Consider the following 21,375-nt stretch of genomic DNA (forward strand, 5'->3'; position numbering starts at 1 on the left):
TTCATAGATCGTTAAGTTTTATTTTAACATAGCAGCAGTTAACTGAAGACAATATTTTATTTGATTTTCATTATATTTTCATTATTTAATGATAAAAGTAAGTACAAGCAAATTTAACTGATAACGACTCAATGGAGGACAATGATGACAAATTACGAAAATCAACACTATAACTCACACAATGACGAAGCGCGGTACGATCAACCTCATACAGAATACAATCGACGCATAGAGCCAACCACGCAGAAACGTAGAAGTGGATTTCCGCAGGCACTGCTAGGAGGTGTACTGGGCTCTGTTCTGACCATTGGAGCGATGCAGCTGCCGTTCCTGCAGGATGATAATGGCGGGACAGTCCCTGTGACAAACGACAGTAAAGGCAGCTACAATGTGACTAAGACGGCGAACAATGAATCGCTTGCTGATATCATCGATAACATTTCACCTGCTATTGTCGGTGTTATCAACATGCAGAAGGCTGATATCAATAATCCATTTGCTCCGGCACAAAACAGCGAACAAGAAACAGGCACAGGGTCGGGCGTCATCTACCAGGCAGATAACGATGCTTCTTACATCGTCACTAACAACCATGTCGTTGAAGGTGCGTCCAACGTTAAAATTCAGCTCTCTACAGGGAAGCAATACGACTCTGAGTTAATCGGGACAGATGCTCTAACAGATATCGCTGTGCTGAAGGTCAAAGGCGATCTCAATATCGAACCTGTAACTTTCGGTAACTCATCTGGTATACGCACCGGAGACACGGTCTATGCTATCGGAAATCCTCTTGGTCTTGACTTTGCCAACAGTGTGACTGAAGGGATTGTCAGCGCCAAGGAAAGAACAATGGACGTCTCTACTTCTGCCGGTACATCATCAGTGAAAGCGATTCAGACCGATGCAGCGATCAATCCAGGTAACTCAGGCGGTGCCCTGATCAATGCCAGCGGTCAATTAATTGGTATCAATTCAATGAAAATCTCTTCAACGGAAGTAGAAGGTATTGGTTTTGCCATTCCTTCGAATGATGTTAAGACCATTATCGATGAGATCGTCAAAAACGGCAAAGTCGTAAGACCATACATGGGGCTTGCCTTGACAAGTGTTGATTCCATTCCAAGACAGTACTTAGAACAGCTGGACATCGATTCTGATCAAGGTGTTATTGTCTCCCAGACTGATAATTATGCAGGTAAAGTATTCAATGAAGGAGATCTCATCACAAAAGTTGATGGTCAAGAGATTGCAACAGACAGTGAACTGAAATCCTATATTTATCAGAATAAAAAATCAGGTGACACGGTGACATTTACTATCGTCAGAGAAGGCAAAACGCAGAACGTAGAGTTGACACTGCGCAGCACAGCCGATCAATCCAATTAACGATTCATTGATGAATTTAAAAAAAGGAAATCCAGATGAAAAAATCATCTGGATTTCCTTTTTGTTGATTAAAATCCTCGTCCTGCGCCGCCGCCGCCAAAGCCGCCGCCGCCAAAACCTCCACCAAGACCGCCGCCGCTGAAACCACCGGATGAGAAACCACCAGATGAAAAGCCGCCGCCTGTCGGGAAGAAGATCACTGGTCCGACACCTCTTCTTCTGCCGCCGCGTCCACCGCCGCCGCCACCTCTAAAGAAGATAGAGAAGATCAAGTAGAGAAAGAACAACGTGATCAATATTTGAAATACACTGAATGAGCCGCCGGAAGATTGCGCAGGCATCGGCTCATCGCGGGTGAATTGACTTCCGTCATAACCGTATGAATCAGCGACTTCCTGCCATATTGCCTTATAGAGTTTAGTCATGGCCTGTCCATACAGCTCTTTTGATTCAGCACTGTCACCGTTCGGATCAGCTGTTACTGCCCGCTGCAGGTCCGGCATGGCGTACTGGTCAATCAACGCGCCGACTTTGGCGTCATTCAACACACCTTCTAAGCCGTATCCTACTTGGACTTCAACCCCGCGGTTTCTGAATTCATTACCGTTATCTAAGTTCAACAGAATGACAATGCCGTTATCCTTATCAGCCTGTCCGACACCATATTCGCGACCCGCACGAAGTGCATAGTCTGCACGATTTTCCTGTCCGATGGAAGACATGGTCATCAATAATATTTCTGCAGTCGTCCCTTGTTCCAGCCGATTACCCAGCTCATTAATCTCATCCACTTCACTCGCTGATAATAATGACGCATTATCCTGAGTGTAGACAGGCTGTTTGAGCTTTGGTAGAGGTTCAGCTGCACTCGCCCCGTTCAGCGGTAACAAAGCACTGACTAAAATCGCGAAAATAACCGCGATTTTTTTCATTAATTGCTATCCTCATCAGAATTAAAATCAACTTCTGGTGCATTCTGTGCAGCACTATCTGCTTTGAAATAATCTTTTTCGTCAAATCCTGTAATACCCGCTACGATGCTTCCCGGGAAACGTTTGACCACTTTGTTGTATTCAGTGACTACGTCGTTATAGTCACGGCGTGAGACTGCAATGCGATTCTCTGTACCTGCGAGTTCATCACGTAAACCTGTAAACTGAGCGTCTGCTTTTAGTTCTGGATAAGCTTCGCTGATAGCAATCAATCGTCCTAATGCAGAAGTCATCTCTGCATTGGCTTCAGATTTCTCTTCGATTGAACCGCTTCGTGTAGCACCTGCCAGTTTAGAACGTGCATCTGCCACTGATTTAAAGACATCTTCTTCGTGTTTTGCATAGCCTTTTACTGTTTCAACAAGGTTAGGGATTAAATCAAGACGTCGTTGTAGATTAGTATCGATATTGGCTTCAGCCTTTTCAACATCCTGTTCAAGATCAACCAGTTTATTGTAAGGTCCTATCAGCATACTTCCTAATAAAAGTAATACTGCTGCAATAGCAATAATGGGGATTAAAAGTTTTTTCATTGAGTGAGCTCCTTTAAATGATTTAGTTTAGCTTAATTACATCTACCCAAAAAAGACTGGTGTTAACCAGTCTTAACTATAGTTGACCATAAAATATTTCTTCTTGCCTCGACGGACAATCGTAAATTCATTGTCAATTTTGTCCTGCTCAGTGATGTCATAACTGACATCAGTCCGCTTGATGCCGTTAATGGAGATAGCCCCATTCGTGATGTCTTCTCGTGACTGACGTTTACTTGATGAGATTCCTGCTTCAACGAGAAAGTCAACAAGGTTTGTTGACTCAGTTACCGTCGATTGTGGGACATCCTTGAATCCTTCGCGTATTTCTGCTGCAGAAAGTGCTGCCAAATCACCTTTGAACAATGCCTCTGTGATTCGAACTGCATCATTTAACGCATCTTCATCATGGACTAACTTCGTCACTTCTTCAGCTAATTTCTTTTGAGCGAGGCGCAGATGTGGTTCTTCTTCCACTGATTTCTCAAGAGCATCAATTTCTTCATGAGATAAGAAGGTGAAGTATTTCAAGTATTTGATGACATCTGCATCAGGTGTATTGATCCAGAACTGGTAGAATTCATAAGGTGATGTCTTCGTTCTATCCAGCCATACTGACCCGCTTTCGGATTTACCGAACTTCTTGCCGTCTGACTTCGTAACCAGCGGAATGGTCATCCCGTACGCTTCCACTTCACCGTACATTCTACGCATCAATTCTATACCTGACGTAATATTGCCCCACTGATCTGAACCGCCGATCTGCAGTTTCACGTCATGCTTCTGATTCAAATGACCGAAGTCAATCGCCTGAAGAATCGTATATGTGAATTCAGTATATGAAATCCCTCCTTCAAGACGCGATTGAATGCTGTCTTTCGCCAGCATGTAATTGACTCCGACATGCTTACCGTAGTCACGTAAAAACGTCAGCAGGTCAATCTGTCCAAGCCAGTCTTTGTTATTGACCCGCAGTGCACCATTTTCACCGTTGAAATCAAACAGCTGTTCCATCTGCTGATTAATACCATCAACATTACGCTGCACCATTTCCGGCGTCTGTAAGACACGTTCATCCGTACGTCCTGACGGATCACCGATCATTCCCGTCCCACCACCGATGAGCACCACTGGTCGATGGCCGTGCTGCTGGAATCTTCTCAATGTCAGAAATGGCAGTAAATGACCGATATGCAGACTGTCAGCCGTCGGGTCAGCCCCGCAGTATAGACTGACTGATTCCTTGTTCAATAATGCTTCAATCGCTTCTGGATGTGTCTCCTGATAAATTAATCCTCTCCACCGTAAATCTTCTAATAATGCGTTCATATCATATCCTCCTTAATGATTACTAATGAAAAAAGCACCCCTACGTCGAAACGTAAGGGTGCTTGAATGCACGGTACCACCATACTTATGATTACTCATCACTTGTCCGATGAAACGGTCATCGTCCGTCAGACAGGGTAACCAGGTGTATTCATAAATGGGATTTCATCAGTTTGCAGCACCACTGACTCTCTTTAGAAAATCTTCATTTATTACTTGTCCTTTAATCTGAACACTATATAATTATGATAATAGTTTAATCTTTCATTTCCACTACGTCAAGTGCGTTGATATGATATACTACAAATAATGTGGGAGGTTAGTAATGGCAAACAACAAACAACATTCTTCCAAAGAGAAGAATACATTCACCAGTACTAAAAACAGGCTGAAGTCTATCAAATGGACGCCTTTTGTTATCTTTAATACGGTTTATCAGACATTCTCTAATGTATTGTTCTTCTTTTTAATTCTGTCCATCCTCTTTGTATCGCTGCTTGCAGGATTCGGTTCAGGTTACTTTGCGGCACTCGTCAAAGATCAGCCGGTCCAAAGCGATGCCGCTCTTAAGAAGTCGCTTAACCAGATGACAGAGAGCACAACGGTCTATTTCGGCAGCGGCCAGTCCCTCGGCAACTTAAATGCCGATATTCAAAGACAGCTCATCGAATACAAAGACATTAATCCTCATATCGTCGATGCACTTGTAGCGACCGAAGATGAGTACTTCTATGAACATAATGGGATTGTTCCAAAAGCATTTATTCGAGCATCTGCCCAGGAATTTCTAGGGGGCAGTACCACTTCAGGTGGGAGTACGTTGACTCAGCAGTTGATCAAAAATCAGCTGCTGTCCAATGAAACATCATTTGAACGAAAAGCGAAAGAGATGCTGCTGTCATTCCGTGTAGAAAAATCATTATCTAAAGATGAGATTATGTCAGCCTACTTAAATGTCGTCAGTTTCGGCCGTAACGCTAACGGTCAGAATGTCGCTGGAATAGAAGCTGCATCACGTGGTGTATTCGGTAAACATGCCAAAGATCTAAATATCGCACAAAGTGCATTTCTTGCAGGTCTGCCACAGAATCCATACACTTACACGCCATTCTTGAATAACGGCCAGTTGAAAAGCGATGAAGCACTCAGCTCCGGCATGAACCGTCAGCAGTACGTTCTTAAACGAATGCTGCAGGAAGATAAAATCACTAAAAAAGAATACGATAAAGCAAAAGCATTCAATCTGAAAAAATCATTCAAAGATGACGTGGCTACACCTAATGATAAATATCCTTTCTTGATTGAAGAAGTCGAACGACGTGCCATTGATATTATGAAATACGTACTCGCTGAACAAGATGGTATCTCGAAACAGGAAATCAATGAAACACCTGTCCTTGATGACAAATATTCAGAGCAGGCTGATTATGCACTGAGAAATCAAGGTTACACAGTTGAAACAACTATAGACAAAAAAATCTATGACATTATGGATGAACTAAAAAGCAATCCTGCTTACTACTCAGTAGACAGACAAGCTGAAGTGAACGGTAAGACGCGTACATTGCAGCACGAAGTCGGTGTCATGCTGAAAGAAAATAAAACGGGTAAAATTCTAGCATTTGTCGGTGGACGTAACCATGATAAATCACAGAATAACCATGCGACACAGACTAAACGTTCACCAGGTTCAACGATGAAACCATTACTGACTTATGCACCAGCGATTGAATATGGTATGATTACACCGGAAACTGTACTGCTGGACAAGAAGTTTGATGTCAACGGCTATTCTCCTGAGAACTATGCAAGAGAAGAATATAATCAAGTAACAGCAAGAATCGCCCTTGAAAACTCATTCAACTTAAGTACATTAAGACTGTACTCCGGTATTCAAGACAAAAAACCATGGGATTTCCTGGATAAAATGCATATCAATATACCGGATTCCGAAAAACCAAATCTATCATTACCACTCGGCGCAACGGATATCACGCTTGAAGATAATGTCGATGGTTTCTCAACATTCGCCAATAAAGGAAATTACCAGGAAAGTTACTTGATAGAGAACATCCGTTCAAGAGATGGCAAAGTTCTGTATCAGCACAAAGCAAGACCAGAACGTGTCTTCAGTGAAGGTACAGCGTATATGATCACGGATATGCTGCGCGGTGTTCTTAATACAGGAAGTGCGTATCAATTGAAAGGCACATTCCAGTATGATCAGGACTGGGCAGGTAAAACAGGTACTGCGCAGGATGCGACAGACAGCTTGTTCCTGAGCTATAACCCGGACGTCACTATGGGTATCTGGATGGGCTATGATAAACCGACGACATTCGATGAAGAAAATCACTACCAGCTGACATTATGGCGTGATATCGTCAACGCTGCAACTGCTGCTGAACCAAAACAGATGGGTGTTGACAAACGGTTTGAACAGCCTGACTCTGTGATCAATCAAGAAATTTGTCAGTTTACCAATAGTCCAAAAGGGTCATGTGCACCAGGCGAACCCGTGAAGTTAAGTCTTGTATCCAATAAGACAGATGACAGTAAAAAAGATCTGAAATCACAACCCGTATTAGAGCGATTAGGAATCAGGCTGGACGACAAGACGAGTGAAAAAGTATCAACGAAACGACCAGTAGCTGATACGTTCTCTGAACTTGCAGGCGTCAAAACATCTGGCAAAGATGATGATTCCGAAAAAAAAGAAACGCCGGCTACTATTACTAATCCGAATCAATAATAGATCTGTTATTTTCATTAAGCAGCAAAAGGTCCTCATTATCATTTAATGAGGACCTTTTGCTGTGTCTTGTTAGAATAACCCTACTGCATGGCCATTGTCGTCGATATCCATGTTCAATGCTGCCGGCTGTTTCGGTAAGCCCGGCATCGTCATAATATCTCCTGTCAATGCAACAATGAAGCCGGCACCTGTTTTCGGAATCAACTCACGAATTGTGATCTCAAATCCGGTAGGACGGCCTAACTTCTTCGGATCATCCGTAAATGAATATTGTGTTTTGGCCATACATACAGGGTAATCACCCCAGCCGTTAGCGTTAATAGTTTTCAGCTGCTTTTTCGCACTATCTGAGAAGACAACATCATCTCCTCCGTAAATCTTTTGAACGACTGTACGAATTTTTTCTTCTACTGGCAGTTCGAGTTCATATAACGGCTTGAAGTCCTGCTTCTCAGCCAGCACTTCTTTTACGAGGCGCGCAAGCTCAACTCCGCCTGCACCCCCTTTTTCCCATACTTCTGTCAGTGCCACTTTAATGTTGCGGTCAGCACACCAGTCTTTGACGGCTTTGATTTCTTCGTCGGTATCCGTGACGAAGGCATTCAGCGCAACAACCGGTTCTACACCGAACTGCTTTAAGTTTTGAATATGCTTCTCGAGATTGACGATGCCGCGTTTGACTGCTTCCACATTCTCTTCTTTTAAGTGCTCTTTCAATACACCACCGTGCATCTTCATGGCACGAATAGTTGCGACTACAACGATAGCTGATGGTTCCAGTCCTGCACGACGAGCTTTGATATCCATGAATTTCTCTGCTCCCAGATCAGAACCAAAGCCGCTTTCAGTCACCACGACATCTGCAAGTCGTCGCGCCGTATTAGTCGCGATGATGGAATTACAGCCGTGTGCGATATTGGCGAACGGGCCGCCATGAATCAATGCCGGTGTCCCTTCAATCGTCTGCACAAGATTCGGTTTGATGGCGTCCTTTAAAATAAGCGTAAGTGCGCCTTCTACACCTAAGTCTTTGACAGTGACAGGTGTTCTGTCATAAGTATAGCCGATTGTGATTTTAGCTAGATTAACCTTCAAGTCATGAATATCGCGTGACAGACAGAACACAGCCATAATTTCACTGGCGACTGTAATATCAAATCCATCTTCTCTCGGTATGCCTTTGAACGGGCCGCCAAGGCCGACAATTACTTCACGCAGCGAACGGTCATTCATATCAATGACGCGCTTCCACGTGATGCGTCGCGGATCAATATTCAGTTGATTTCCTTGATAGATATGATTATCGATAAATGCAGCTAATGCATTGTTCGCCGTTGTAATCGCATGAAGGTCACCATTAAAATGAAGATTGATCTCTTCCATCGGCAGGACTTGTGCGTAACCTCCACCCGTCGCGCCGCCTTTCATACCAAACACCGGTCCTAGTGAGGGTTCGCGTAAAGCGACCATCACATCATCACCCAGCTGTCTGAAGGCATCACTCAAGCCGACTGTTACAGTAGATTTCCCTTCACCTGCCGGGGTTGGGCTCATCGCTGTAACGAGAACGACCTTCCCTTTCGGCTGTGAGATGATTTTTGAAGTGTCTATTTTGGCTTTGTAGAAACCATAGGGTTCAACGGCTTCAAAAGGAATGCCGGCCTCTTCAGCAATGGAACTGATCGGACGGATTGTGGAACGTTTTGCAATTTCAAGATCAGATAAATATTCAGTCATTGTCATTCTCCTTTGTATGTGAATGTTCAACTTCATAAAGGAATTGAAACATCTTGAATCTGCATCATCAGTCTTCCATCGTACTTAAGTCGCCTGTCGGCAGATCAAGCTCCCAGGCTTTAAGGACGCGTCTCATAATTTTACCGGAACGTGTTTTAGGGAGCTTATCCTTAAATTCTATTTCTCTAGGTGCGGCATGTGCTGCCAGACCATTTTTGACAAAGACACGAATTTCTTCCTTCAATTCATCAGTCGGTTCATAGCCCTCTCTCAGCGCAATGAATGCCTTAATGATCTCACCACGGATAGGATCCGGCTTTCCGATGACACCCGCTTCAGCGACGGCTGGATGTTCAACCAGCTTAGATTCCACTTCAAAAGGACCGACACGCTCACCCGCAGTCATGATAACATCATCCACACGACCCTGGAACCAGAAGTAGCCCTCTTCATCCATGTAGGCTGAGTCACCGGAAATATACCAGCCGCCCGGTAAGAAGTAGGATTCATATTTCGGACGGTTATTCCATATCTCTCTCATCATGGACGGCCATCCTTGTTTCAGTGCCAAGTTACCCATACGGTTAGGTGGCAGGACATTCCCGTCATTGTCAACGATAGCCGCTTCCACACCAGGAAGTGGTTTCCCCATCGAACCTGATTTGATATCCATACTAGGATAGTTGACAATCATATGTGCACCAGTTTCAGTCATCCACCACGTATCATGAATGCGTTTGCCGAATACTTTGTAACCCCATTTGATGACTTCCGGATTCAGTGGTTCTCCGACAGACAGCACATGTCTTAAACTGGATAAGTCGAAGTTCTTAATCATTTCATCGCCCGCACCCATCAACATACGGAATGCAGTCGGTGCAGAATACCAGACAGTCACTTTGAACTCTTCAATCGTACCGTACCAACCTTCCGGAGAAAATCTTCCGCCGGCGATGACGTTCGTCGCCCCGTTCAACCACGGTGCAAATATTCCGTAACTTGTTCCTGTCACCCAGCCCGGGTCAGCGGTACACCAGTATATGTCATCTTCTTTTAAGTCCAGCACATAATGGCCGGACATGTAATGCTGAACCATCGCGTACTGAACATGCAGCACCCCTTTTGGCTGTCCAGTTGAACCCGATGTATAGTGAAGAATAAGGCCGTCTTCAAGATCGAGCCATTCTGTTTCAAATGACTCTGAAGCCGTTTCAAATGCTTTATTGAAATCTATATGTTCGTCTGCGACTTGATCATCCACGATAACGATATGTTTTAAGTTCGGCAGCTCGTCCACTGGAATACGACCGACCAGGCTGTTCGTCGTCACGATGACAGATGCTTCGCTGTTTTCCAGTCGATCTTTAACTGCTTTCTCCATAAATGCCTCAAATAACGGTCCGACAATCGCTCCAATTTTCAAAGCCCCGAGGAGTACGAAATATAGTTCCGGTGAACGCGGCATAAAGATGAACAGTCGATCGCCTTTAGCGACATTAGTCGTACTTTTCAAGACATTCGCTGCTTTGTCTGATTTCTTCTTCATTTCACTGAAAGTATATGATTCATTGCGCTCAGCATCTTTATAATATAAAGCGATTTTGTCGCCTCTGCCATTTTCAACATGGCGGTCGATACATTCATAAGCCATATTGACTTTACCAGTTTCATGCCAGGAGAATGCCTTCTCTACTTCTTTCCAGTCAAAATTACGATAGCTTTCATCGTAATTTTTTAAATTATATGTTCCCGATTCCACTTGATAGATCTCTGTCTTCATGATGACATCCCCTTTGTATACGTTTTCAATGCTACAATGTTATTATATAATAAATTAAACAAACTTTTCAAAAAAATTAGAAATTTCAAAGGAGATCGGCATGGAACACACGAAAACCTACTACCGACATGATCACCATATTAACGGCAGGCATGTTATCATCGAAGGTCCTGTATCAGGCAGCACACTGAGCCAGTATACTTTTGATGAAGGTCTTGTCGCTTTCAGACGACCGCCGGAGCAGTTCGAAGCACTGAAAGAAATAGCGGATCTGCCGGAAGGAAGGATCATTATATGCCGTGATGGCAATCATATCATTGCTTATACGACTTATCTGTATCCTGATCCGATGGAGCGATGGAGCGAAGGTAATCTACCTTTCCTGCTTGAACTTGGCGCGATTGAAGTATCGCTCAACTATCGTAACCTCGGGCTCGGCAAAGAAATGCTCAAGCTGTCGATGCTTGATGACCAGATGGAAGATTATATTATCATCACTACAGAATATTACTGGCACTGGGATTTAAAAAACTCTAAGCTTAATGTATTTGATTACAAGAAGATCATGCAGAAGATGATGGCAGCTGGTGGTCTTGAAGTGTTCTCTACGAACGATCCAGAGATTACCAGTCACCCGGCAAACTGTCTGATGGCAAGAATCGGCAGCAGAATTACCAATGAGCAGATCGATCAGTTTGATAAAATCAGGTTTATGAACCGATTCTTTATATAGGAGTGATATGTATGTTAGTTGAAAGAATGATGACCAGTCCATGTTTCACAGTTAATGAAGTGGAAACGATTGAACATGCTCTTGAGATGATGGCACGACATGATATCAGACATCTGCCAGTCGTCGATTCAAATATGAAAGTGCTTGGTATCGTCTCTGACCGCGATATCAATCTCGCCCTGCCTTCTATATTAGGAATTGAAGATTCAGCGGCTCATTTAGCGATGCCCATCACACGAATTATGCACAAAAATGTGGTGACGTGTCATCCTCTAGATTTCGTAGAAGATATCGCAGTCGACTTCTATGAACAGAAGATCGGCTGTGTACCTGTCGTTCAGAATAACCAGTGTATCGGTATCGTCACACAAAAAGATATGCTGAATACGTTCCTCGAACTCACCGGTGTTACGACGCCGGGATCTGCTGTCGAAGTCGCAGTTCCTGACCGCGCAGGTATTATGCATGACGTCACTAAGATCTTCAATATTAACAAAGTCAGCATTGAAAGTATATTAGTCTACCGGGACCGGACGCCCGGCTATAAGCTTGTATTAATCAGAATGCAGTCTATGAATCCAACGAAGATCATAGCTGACTTAAACGAGGCGGGGTTCGAAGTAAGAACACCTCACGACAGCGGCCTATGAGTAAATATATCTATTCTAATGAATTATTGAACTATAGATTTTCTGATAGTCACCCATTCAACCAGATGAGACTCGTGCTGACGACTGATCTACTGAAGTCTCTCGGTGTACTAGATGACTCAGAAATGGTCCCTGCCAGAAAGGCAACAGACGAAGAACTGAAGCTTGTTCATACAGAAGACTATATAGAAGCAGTGAAACAGGCTGGTCTTGGTACTTTAAGTCAAGCTAAGTGCGATAGTTACGGGCTGAATACGAATGACACGCCTAACTTTAAGGCCATGCATGACAGCAGTGCATGGCTTGTTGGAGGAACGCTCACTGCCTGCGATATTGTCATGACGGGTGTTGATCGCACTGCGTGTAATCTAGGCGGCGGTCTTCATCATGGATTCCAAGGCCGCGCTTCAGGATTCTGCATATATAATGATAGTGCGGTGGCTATAGAATATATGAAGCAGAAATATGGAGCAAGAGTGCTGTATATTGATACAGATGCACATCATGGTGATGGTGTGCAGTGGTCATTTTACTCGGATAATCAGGCATTTACTTATTCCATTCATGAAACAGGAAGATATTTATTTCCTGGGACGGGCAGCATCAATGAAAAAGGCGAGGGAGAAGGCTATTTGTATAGTATGAATGTGCCGATCGACGCCTATACAGAGGATGAATCATTTCTTCATTGCTTCAAAGAAAGTGTTGCGGTTGCCTGCCGATTTTTTAAACCTGATGTCATAGTCAGCCAGAACGGTGCTGATGCCCATTATTTGGATCCACTGACGCATCTGCACTGTACCCATAGAATCTTCGAGAAAATTCCAAGGATTGTAAAGCAACTCGCTGACGAGCATTGTGCCGGCAGATGGATCGCTGTCGGGGGCGGCGGTTATAATATTTTTCAAGTTGCCCCTATTGCATGGAGTCAAGTGTGGCTTGCCATGAAAGATATCCCCGCTCCAACAGGAAAGCTGCCAGAACAATGGATTCATAAATGGCAGGATCAATCAGCCTTGACACTTCCAGAGTCATGGGATGCAGATGATCAGGATTATCAGGTTATCCCGAGACGAGCAGAAATCACTGAAAAGAATGAGCGGATGCTTGAACGTATCATTCAGCATTATGAATGATCTAAAGAATAAAAAAACTTCAGAAATCACAGATTCCTGAAGTTTTCATACTTTATTTAGTCGTGCCCCGATATTCGATATGATATGGCAGGATGACCTGCTTGTCTTCAATGTCTTCATCATTCATAAACTTCGTTAATAACCGCATACCGACTGCGCCGATATCATATAACGGCTGCATCACGCTGGATAGTTTAGGTCGAACCATCTGTACAAGACGCGTGTTATTGAAGCTGACAATCTGCAGATCATCAGGGACTGATAATCCCGCATCCTGTGCTGCGTGAACAAGACCAATAGCCTGCTCATCACTGATGCAGAGGATAGCGTCTGGATTCATCGCCTGCACTTGCTGGAATGCTTTTTCACCATCAAGGTACTGTTCATCGCCGATATAGATCGCATGGTCGTCAAGATCAATCGCATTTTTAGCGAGCACTTCTTTCATACCCGCCAGTACATCTTGACGCGCTTTTTCGGAATAGCCGCCACCGACAAATGCAAATTGACGCGCACCGTCTTTTATTAACTTCTCAGTGATTTCACAGCTTGCTGCATGATAATCGATATTGACTGCTGGAAGTGAGCTGTCATTATCATCAGTACCAGAGACAACGACTGGTACTGATGATGTCTTGATGAGTTCAGCAGTTTCATTGGACAATGTTCCACCGAGGAATATGATGCCATCTACTTGCTTGCTCAACAAGTTATTATATATCTCCCGTTCTTTCTGCGGGTCATTATCTGAATTAGAAATAATCGTCTGATATTTGTACATTGTCGCAATATCTTCGAGTCCTCTTGCTAACTCTGAATAGTAAATGTTCGAAATATCAGGAATAATGACACCGACTGTTGTTGTTTTTTTACTGGCAAGTCCTCTTGCTACAGCATTTGGACGATAATTCAACCGTTCAATCACTTCATTGACACGGTCACGTGTAGCTGGTTTCACATTAGGATTCCCATTCACTACACGAGAGACAGTTGCCATCGAAACTTTTGCTTCTCTTGCCACATCGTAAATTGTAACTGTCATAGCTTCCTCCTGTAATCGTTTTCTCTACTATTCTAACATGTTTTCATTCAGTTTTCATAATATTTTTTACTGATATAATCTTCTTGCTTTCTCTAGTTCTTCATAAAATACATCAAATTCATTTAAGTTCATCTGCTGACCAGCGTCACTTAATGCTACAGCTGGATCCGGATGAACTTCAGCCATTACCCCGTCTGCACCGACAGCCAGTGCTGCTTTAGCGACCGGGAGCATAATGTCTTTACGGCCGGTAGAATGTGTCACGTCAACAAGAACCGGTAAATGTGTCCCTTGTTTCAAGATCGGTACAGCTGAAATATCAAGTGTATTTCTAGTGGCTTTTTCGTATGTTCTAATTCCTCGTTCACAAATTATGATATTGCTGTTACCACTAGCATGAATATATTCAGCTGCATAGATCAGCTCTTCGATAGTTGCCGATAAACCACGTTTTAATAATACCGGTTTATTTGATTTACCTGCTTCTTTCAGCAGTTCAAAGTTCTGCATATTACGCGCACCGATCTGGAATACATCGATATATGGATCAGCCAGTTCAAAGTGATTTGGATTCACAATCTCTGAGATGACAGCAAGATCATATTTCACATTAATTTCTTTTAATATTTTCAATCCTTCTTCTCCCAATCCCTGGAAGTCATAAGGAGATGTACGAGGTTTGAATGCACCACCGCGGATAAATTTCTGGCCTTTTGCCACTAGATTTTTAGCCACTTGTTCTACTTGGTCATAGGATTCGACAGAACATGGACCGAAGACGAATATCTTCTCGTTGCCGCCTATGATACCGCCATTTGCAGTAGTCACGATAGTATCCTCTGACTTCAGTTTTCTAGAGACATAGAGATGTTTTTCATTCTCTGATTTTTGAAGTTCAGTCGATGCTTTAAAGATTTCCTTAAATAACTGCTTGATGACATTATCATCATAAGGTCCTTTGTTCAAATCCTGAAGCTTGTTGAGCATTTCTTTTTCGCGCATCGGATCATAGATCATGGTCCCTGCTTTACGTTTTTCCTGGCCAATCTGTTTGGCAATTTTTCCGCGTTCAGATAATAGTTCCAATATGGCAATATTAATCTCTTCGATGCGTTCTCTTAACTGATTCAATTCAGACATATCATACACCTCGTCGTTTCTTTTATTTTTCTACATAAAAAAATAGTAGGATGAGTAATTCATCCTACTATAATATCACAAGTCTATTCAACTTTTATTATTGAATCTTATTTTTTGTTGTTTTTGTTGTTTGTGTTACCAGGTTTGAAATCTGTTTTTTTAGTATCTACTTTTGTGTTTGGGTCAACTTTAGTAGCGTTACTGAAGTTTGATTTGTTGTTGTTTTTGTTAGTGTTTAAATCTTTGTCAACGATAGCAACAGGTTCTTTCAATGAATCATTATTAACTTCATCTTTGATAGCACGGCGCTGCGCTTCTAAAGTATCTGTATCTGTTTCAACTTTAGTCGTTGAGTTGCCTGTGTCTTCATTATAACCTTTAGCCTGGTTAACGTCTTTTTTCTCTTCAACTTTGTCTTGAACATTTCCTTTAACTTCTTGAGCTTTGCCTTTAACTTCAGATACTTTTTCAGAAGCTTTGTCTTTGATTTCGTTTGCTTTTTCTTTGAATTGATCGACTTTAGAAGATTTATCTTCTTTGTCCTGGTTACCTTTTAAGTAAGACCCTTTATAATCATTTGTGTCATAATCATATGTGTCCTCTTTTTTCGGAGCAAACAATAGACCAAGTAATGTACCTAAAGATACGCCGACAGTGAAACCAAGAGCAAAATCACGAGTAGAATAATTCGTTTGTTTGACTTCATATTCTTTCAAAGTGTTAGCACTTAAAGATCGGTTGTAAGTATTGTTGTTTTCAGGCGTTTTGAAATTGTTATCATACATTTTGTTATTGTCGAAAGAGTTGAAGTCATTCTCTTTATCGTATGATGTCGATTTTACTCCTGCGTCTAATGTGTTGTTGTCTTTGTCAAAACTATTGACGTTCTTTGCCGTGTCAAATTTGTTATCATTTTCTTTGCCGAATTTACCGCTTGTCAGATCTTTGTTATTTGTATTTGTCATTATAATGACCTCCTAATTAAAATGGGAATATACTTAACTTGTTATAGTTAGTATATTCCCACTTATATGACGTATAAACGTAAGTTGTTATTTTAAGTCAGAATCTTTTGATAATCCTGCATTAATTTTAACATGATCGACGTTTCCACCATTTGTTGTATCTTCATTATAAACTTGTTTTTCGCTGTAGACTGGTTGATTGGCAAAGTTCACTGAGTTGCGGCGTTCTTTGCGCATCTGCCATTTATCAGCAACTTCCATCACTACGTTAGACCATTTAACGACTTGAGCAATGTTCTCCTGGTTGTTAGCAATGTTGTGTGTCACTGAATTAGTCACGCGGTCCACTGAACTATTCAAGTTCTGTACAGAGCCACCGATACCTTTGACAGCATCAACAACTGTGTTCAAACGAGCTGATTTATCCTGTACATCTTCAGCAAGACGATTCGTCTTATGTAATAAGTCTGTAGACTCACGTGTAATCCCTTGAATCTGACCTTCTACACCATCTAATGTTTTAGCAACGTGGTCAAGATTTTTCTTGACTGCTAATAATACAACTACAATACCGATACATAGAATTAAGAATGCCAGTGCCGCAATAATACCGGCGATTGGAAGTATCCATTCCATATAAAACCCCTCCTATTAAACTGTCTATTTTACTACCTCATTTTACCCTGCTATTCTAGTTTAAAACATATTTGAACTATTGCAATACATTTTCATAGGCTTTCTGGATTTTCTGTATATCTCCTGCACCCATGAAGATAATCACATCATCTGTATACTGGTTCAGTACTGCTACGTTATCTTCGCTGATTAGTTCGGCACCTGGAATAAGCACTGCCAGATCATCAATAGTTAAATTACCCGACGTTTCGCGCGCCGAGCCAAAAATATCACAGAGATACACTTTGTCTGCTGCTTTTAAACTATCGGCAAAATCTTCAAGAAATGTTTCCGTGCGGGAAAATGTATGAGGCTGGAATACAGCGACAATTTTTCTCGTTGGATATTTCTTTTGTGCCGAATCAATAGTGGCACTGATTTCTCTTGGATGATGCGCATAGTCATCAATTAAAATTTGATTATCTTTCTTCTTCTCTGTAAAGCGACGTTTAACACCGCCGAATGTCTCAAGTGCATCTTTAATGTTTTGAACATCCAGTTGTTCTAAATAGCATACCGTGATGACCGCAAGCGCATTCAGCACATGGTGGTCTCCGAACATCGGTGTTTTAAAACTGCTGTAGAATCTGCCGCCGATCATGACATCAAATGTAGTCCCTGTCTCTGTAGAGGTGATATTTTCAGCTCTGACTTGATTTTGAGCTCCTATTCCATAGTAATAAATCGGAATCGTGACCTGCAGGTCGCGCAGATTGTCATCATCTCCGCAGGCAATGATTCCTTTTTTGACGTTGCGGCTCATCTCCTGAAAAGCATTGAAGACATCGCTCATGCTCGCAAAGTAATCAGGATGATCAAAGTCAATATTCGTGATAATCGCATAATCCGGTGAATAGCTTAAGAAATGTCTGCGGTACTCACAGGCTTCAAACGCAAAATATTCGCTGTCAGGTAAGCCCATACCCGTACCATCACCAATCAAATAAGATGTTTTCTTATCGCCGTTCATGACATGAGATAACAAGCCTGTCGTTGATGTCTTACCGTGAGAACCCGTCACTGCAACAGAAGTATATTCATTCATAAATGAACCGAGGAAGTCATGATAACGATAAAATTCGAGGTTGAGTTCCTTCGCTCTTACCACTTCGGGATGATTATCACCGAATGCATTGCCGGCAATCACCGTCATTCCTTCTTTAATATTATCAGCGTCAAACGGGAGAATCTTCATTCCTTTGTCGTGCAGCGCAATTTCAGTGAAGAATTCTTTCTCGATATCTGACCCTTGTACGTCATGGCCTATATCAGATAGAATATGTGCCAGTGCACTCATCCCCGCTCCTTTAATTCCCACAAAATGATATAACGTCATTGTATACACTCCTATTGTTGTTTTTCTGTTAGTAACACTGTTCTCGGTTTAGAACCATTGGCCCCACTGATGTAACCTGCTTCTTCCAGGCTGTCAACAATACGGGCAGCTCTGTTATAACCTATTTGAAATCTGCGCTGTAATTGAGAAGTAGAAATATGTCCTTCATCCTGCATGTAATCAATGACTTCATCAAACAGCTCATCCTGCGGCAGTTCATTCATTTTGCTCAGCAGCTCTTCCTGCTTGAATATATAGTTCGGTGCTCCCTGCTCCTTGATGTAGGCGACCACTTCATCGATTTCCTCGTCAGAAACATAGCAGCCTTGAATACGGATTGGTCGGTTCATGCCATTTCCTTGATACAGCATGTCACCGTTACCTAACAGCTTCTCAGCTCCTCCGTTATCCATGACCGTACGCGAATCGACAGCGGACGATACCATAAAGGCAAGACGCGTCGGTACATTCGCTTTGATCAGACCAGTGATGACATTGACGGACGGCCGTTGCGTCGCAAGAATCATATGAATACCTGCAGCACGTGCTTTTTGGGCAATACGGGCAATGGAATGTTCCACTTCCTGCGGTGCCATCATCATGAGATCTGCGAGTTCATCTATGATAATCACAATTTTCGGCAGTCGTTTGTCGTAAGGGGACTTCTGATTATAGGCTGTAATATTTCTTACATGGACATCAGCAAATGTTTTATAGCGGCGCTCCATTTCTTCTACTATCCATTTCAGACTTTCAGTCGCTGCTTTGACATCTGTAATGACTGGCGCCAAGAGATGCGGTAAGTCATTATAAGGCGCAAGTTCCACCATTTTCGGGTCAATCAGCAGCAGTTTCAGTTCATTTGGGTTGTTGCGGTAGAGAAGTGACAGCAGAATGGTATTAATGCTGACCGATTTACCGGAACCCGTTGCTCCAGCAATCAATGCATGCGGCATCTTTGCAATATCCATCAGCATCGGCTCGTTATTGATCTTAACACCGAGAGCTACCATCAGTTTGGATTCCGCAAACTTAAATCGCTTGCTGGAGACGACTTCACTTAAGTTGACTTTGCGTGTCTCAATGTTCGGCACTTCAACACCGACACGTGATGTGCCAGGAATGGGTGCCTCAATCCGGATATCCTTTGCAGCAAGTGCCATTTTGATATCATCCTGCAAATTGGTGATTCTGCTGACTTTGACACCTTTTTCTACTGATAATTCGTAGCGGGTGACGGACGGTCCGACAACGACGCTTTCTACTTTGGCAGGGACATTGAAATGATAGAAAGCTTCATCCAGCTGCTGTCGCTGCTCTTCCACCCACTCAAGCGATGCTTCAGTCTGTACAGGTGATTCAAGCAGACTGACAGTCGGCAGTAAATAATTCGGTCCCTTACGCTTTTTGTCTTTGTTCGGCATGACCGCTTCTTTCACTTTATCGATCACTGTCGGCTCTCCGTCTTCCTTAGCATCCGGCGTTACGAAATCGATCACTTTCTCAATCATCGTCGGTTGCTCTGCTGATGCTTCAGCAGGCGCTTCAACGTCGGACGGCTGGGCGGGCATCGTCTTATCCATCAATCGTTTTTTGTCAGATGGTGTCATAACGACGTTAAATGGTGTTGTCTTTTTGACCGTCAGCGTTTCCTGCGACTCGAGGACAGCTTCTTCCACCGTTTCGTCGATGTGGGATTCTGCTTCAACGACAGTTGCAGCAGCGGGCGGCTGAGGAACAATCGTATCAATCGCTTCATTATATGCTGGTTCAGTATCGACAACATCTGTCGTATCTACTGATGTCGGCTCGTCAATTATCACCGTGCGCGACTCATGTGACGGCGGCAGAACGACTTCCACTGTTTCAAGTTGTGACGCCGTATCTTGTATGACAAGCTCCTCCACTTCACCGGCATACAATGTCTCTTCTTCATTCTCTTGTGATGAGACAGTTTGTTCCTCCTGAATCTTAAGCTGACGCCGCTTCTCTTCAAATGCTTTTTTAGACTGTGCTTTTTTTTCTCGTTCCCGTCTGATTTCAGCTACTATTTGAGAGGCGTAAATGTTTTCTACATTGACCATATTGTCCTGTTTGCGATGCGTCGGCGTCTCCGGCTTTACATCCTCAGGCTTTCTGCCGGATAACGGAGTGATCACTACTTGATGCTCACTCGGTTTTAAGTTTTTTCGCGAACCGTATATCGCGGAAGGAACTTCGCTTGCGACAAATTTCGGCTTGTGAATATCAGATTTCGGTGGTGGTGTATAGGATGGATGATAGCGCTCTGTCGTACGATTCACTGCAATCGTCTCATCGTGTGTCCTGCTTTTCCTGAGTGCTCTCCGGTTATTAAAGTACTCATCATTGACAAAGTGACTCTGTCTTAATGATGGTTCTTCCGGTGATGGCTGTACTTGCAGCTGCTTGGAATCATCAACATCTAATGGAAACCTGAACTTGCCTTTCGGTCGCCTGTAAATCTCATCGTGATTGTCTTCCTCACGCGGCGGCATATCTTCTTGCTGCGGTCGGTCATTTTGCTGTTCTCCGAATAATTTATCAAACCAGCTCATATGCTCACACCTTTAATCTTGTTTGAAGAAATCAGTACCTGGAACTGCTTGTTCGTCAAGCACTAATATACCTTTTTTCTCTTCAGAATCAGTCAACCCAAGTTCACGTTCTGAACAGATCATCCCGCTTGAGGCAACGCCGCGGAGTTCAGCATCTTTAATGAGCATTCCGCTCGGCATGACGGCCCCGACTTTAGCGACGACGACATTTTGTCCGGCCGCGACATTTTTAGCGCCGCACACAATCTGCAGCACTGCGTCACCGACATTCACCTGGCAGATGTTCAGCTTATCAGCATCTGGATGCTTCTCCATACTGTCAATGTGACCCACTACAAATTTAGGTGATAAATCGACTTCAAGCGGTGCAATTCCTTTACTGCTCAGCACTGAATTGACAGCTTCCACTTTATCGGCATCGAGCTGAACTAGGCCGGTTGATTCCAGATTCAGCTGATCATTGATGTTAAATACGTTGTAGCCGACGACTTCTCCGTCTTGTGTGATCGTTACCACATCATCCTGCTTGTTATATTCAAATGGTCCGTCTGCTTGTTTGACAGTGATGAACAGAACGTCACCCATTTTTTCGTTATAAAAGATGTTCATG

At 43.0% G+C, this 21,375-nt stretch carries 17 protein-coding genes; 5 read left to right on the plus strand and 12 right to left on the minus strand.

The genetic code is table 11. The features are described from left to right. Nucleotides 1-144 precede the first annotated feature (144 nt). Complete coding sequence (locus AC3IPL_RS07385; protein ID WP_489240266.1) at nt 145-1,386, plus strand: S1C family serine protease; 1,242 nt, start codon at nt 145-147, stop codon at nt 1,384-1,386. Nucleotides 1,387-1,454: 68 nt separating this feature from the next. Here AC3IPL_RS07385 and AC3IPL_RS07390 read toward each other — a convergent pair whose 3' ends face one another. From AC3IPL_RS07390 to tyrS, 3 genes are all read right to left on the minus strand, one after another. After that, nucleotides 1,455-2,318 (minus strand): TPM domain-containing protein, encoded by an 864-nt coding sequence (locus AC3IPL_RS07390; protein WP_489240268.1) that lies wholly within the window; start codon nt 2,316-2,318, stop codon nt 1,455-1,457. Further along, nucleotides 2,318-2,911: a LemA family protein gene (locus AC3IPL_RS07395; RefSeq protein ID WP_489240270.1), complete on the minus strand. Its 594-nt coding sequence runs from the start codon at nt 2,909-2,911 to the stop codon at nt 2,318-2,320. Before AC3IPL_RS07395 ends, AC3IPL_RS07390 begins: the two co-directional genes overlap by 1 nt. 72 nt (nt 2,912-2,983) lie before the next feature. After that, nucleotides 2,984-4,240 carry a tyrosine--tRNA ligase gene (tyrS, locus tag AC3IPL_RS07400; RefSeq protein WP_489240272.1) on the minus strand — a complete coding sequence of 419 codons (1,257 nt, stop codon included), beginning with the start codon at nt 4,238-4,240 and terminating at the stop codon, nt 2,984-2,986. A 325-nt stretch (nt 4,241-4,565) separates the two neighbouring features. Between tyrS and AC3IPL_RS07405 the strand changes: the two genes are divergently transcribed. After that, complete coding sequence (locus tag AC3IPL_RS07405) at nt 4,566-6,992, plus strand: transglycosylase domain-containing protein (RefSeq protein WP_489240273.1); 2,427 nt, start codon at nt 4,566-4,568, stop codon at nt 6,990-6,992. A 72-nt stretch (nt 6,993-7,064) separates the two neighbouring features. On the opposite strand, the gene AC3IPL_RS07410 is transcribed toward AC3IPL_RS07405, so the two are convergent. Then, nucleotides 7,065-8,732 (minus strand): formate--tetrahydrofolate ligase, encoded by a 1,668-nt coding sequence (locus AC3IPL_RS07410; protein WP_489240275.1) that lies wholly within the window; start codon nt 8,730-8,732, stop codon nt 7,065-7,067. A gap of 67 nt (nt 8,733-8,799) precedes the next feature. Then, nucleotides 8,800-10,512 (minus strand): acetate--CoA ligase, encoded by a 1,713-nt coding sequence (gene acsA / locus AC3IPL_RS07415; protein ID WP_489240277.1) that lies wholly within the window; start codon nt 10,510-10,512, stop codon nt 8,800-8,802. 100 nt (nt 10,513-10,612) lie between these two features. Between acsA and AC3IPL_RS07420 the strand changes: the two genes are divergently transcribed. The 3 genes from AC3IPL_RS07420 to AC3IPL_RS07430 are packed head-to-tail and all read left to right on the plus strand — an operon-like array spanning nt 10,613 to nt 13,031. Next, a complete protein-coding gene (locus tag AC3IPL_RS07420) occupies nt 10,613-11,245 on the plus strand; it encodes a GNAT family N-acetyltransferase (RefSeq protein ID WP_489240279.1) in 633 nt (210 codons plus the stop codon). Between the two features lie 11 nt (nt 11,246-11,256). Beyond that, nucleotides 11,257-11,895: a CBS and ACT domain-containing protein gene (locus tag AC3IPL_RS07425; protein ID WP_489240281.1), complete on the plus strand. Its 639-nt coding sequence runs from the start codon at nt 11,257-11,259 to the stop codon at nt 11,893-11,895. Continuing rightward, the gene (locus AC3IPL_RS07430) at nt 11,892-13,031 is read left to right on the plus strand and encodes an acetoin utilization protein AcuC (RefSeq protein WP_489240283.1); all 1,140 of its coding nucleotides are present in this window, start codon (nt 11,892-11,894) and stop codon (nt 13,029-13,031) included. Before AC3IPL_RS07425 ends, AC3IPL_RS07430 begins: the two co-directional genes overlap by 4 nt. A gap of 52 nt (nt 13,032-13,083) precedes the next feature. On the opposite strand, the gene ccpA is transcribed toward AC3IPL_RS07430, so the two are convergent. The 7 genes from ccpA to ytpR form a co-directional block, all read right to left on the minus strand. Next, nucleotides 13,084-14,073 carry a catabolite control protein A gene (gene ccpA / locus AC3IPL_RS07435; protein WP_489240285.1) on the minus strand — a complete coding sequence of 330 codons (990 nt, stop codon included), beginning with the start codon at nt 14,071-14,073 and terminating at the stop codon, nt 13,084-13,086. A 66-nt stretch (nt 14,074-14,139) separates the two neighbouring features. Next, complete coding sequence (locus AC3IPL_RS07440) at nt 14,140-15,213, minus strand: bifunctional 3-deoxy-7-phosphoheptulonate synthase/chorismate mutase (protein WP_489240287.1); 1,074 nt, start codon at nt 15,211-15,213, stop codon at nt 14,140-14,142. Between the two features lie 107 nt (nt 15,214-15,320). Further along, a complete protein-coding gene (locus AC3IPL_RS07445; protein WP_489240289.1) occupies nt 15,321-16,178 on the minus strand; it encodes a YtxH domain-containing protein in 858 nt (285 codons plus the stop codon). Nucleotides 16,179-16,265: 87 nt separating this feature from the next. Then, entirely contained in the window at nt 16,266-16,814 is a 549-nt protein-coding gene (locus tag AC3IPL_RS07450; protein WP_489240291.1) for a DUF948 domain-containing protein, read from the minus strand. 76 nt (nt 16,815-16,890) lie between these two features. Further along, complete coding sequence (murC, locus tag AC3IPL_RS07455; protein ID WP_489240293.1) at nt 16,891-18,189, minus strand: UDP-N-acetylmuramate--L-alanine ligase; 1,299 nt, start codon at nt 18,187-18,189, stop codon at nt 16,891-16,893. 11 nt (nt 18,190-18,200) lie between these two features. After that, nucleotides 18,201-20,765 carry a DNA translocase FtsK gene (locus AC3IPL_RS07460; RefSeq protein WP_489240295.1) on the minus strand — a complete coding sequence of 855 codons (2,565 nt, stop codon included), beginning with the start codon at nt 20,763-20,765 and terminating at the stop codon, nt 18,201-18,203. 12 nt (nt 20,766-20,777) lie between these two features. After that, entirely contained in the window at nt 20,778-21,374 is a 597-nt protein-coding gene (ytpR, locus tag AC3IPL_RS07465) for a YtpR family tRNA-binding protein (RefSeq protein WP_489240297.1), read from the minus strand. Between the last annotated feature and the right edge of the window lies 1 nt (nt 21,375).

The organism is Macrococcus sp. GL_134, from assembly GCF_057834705.1.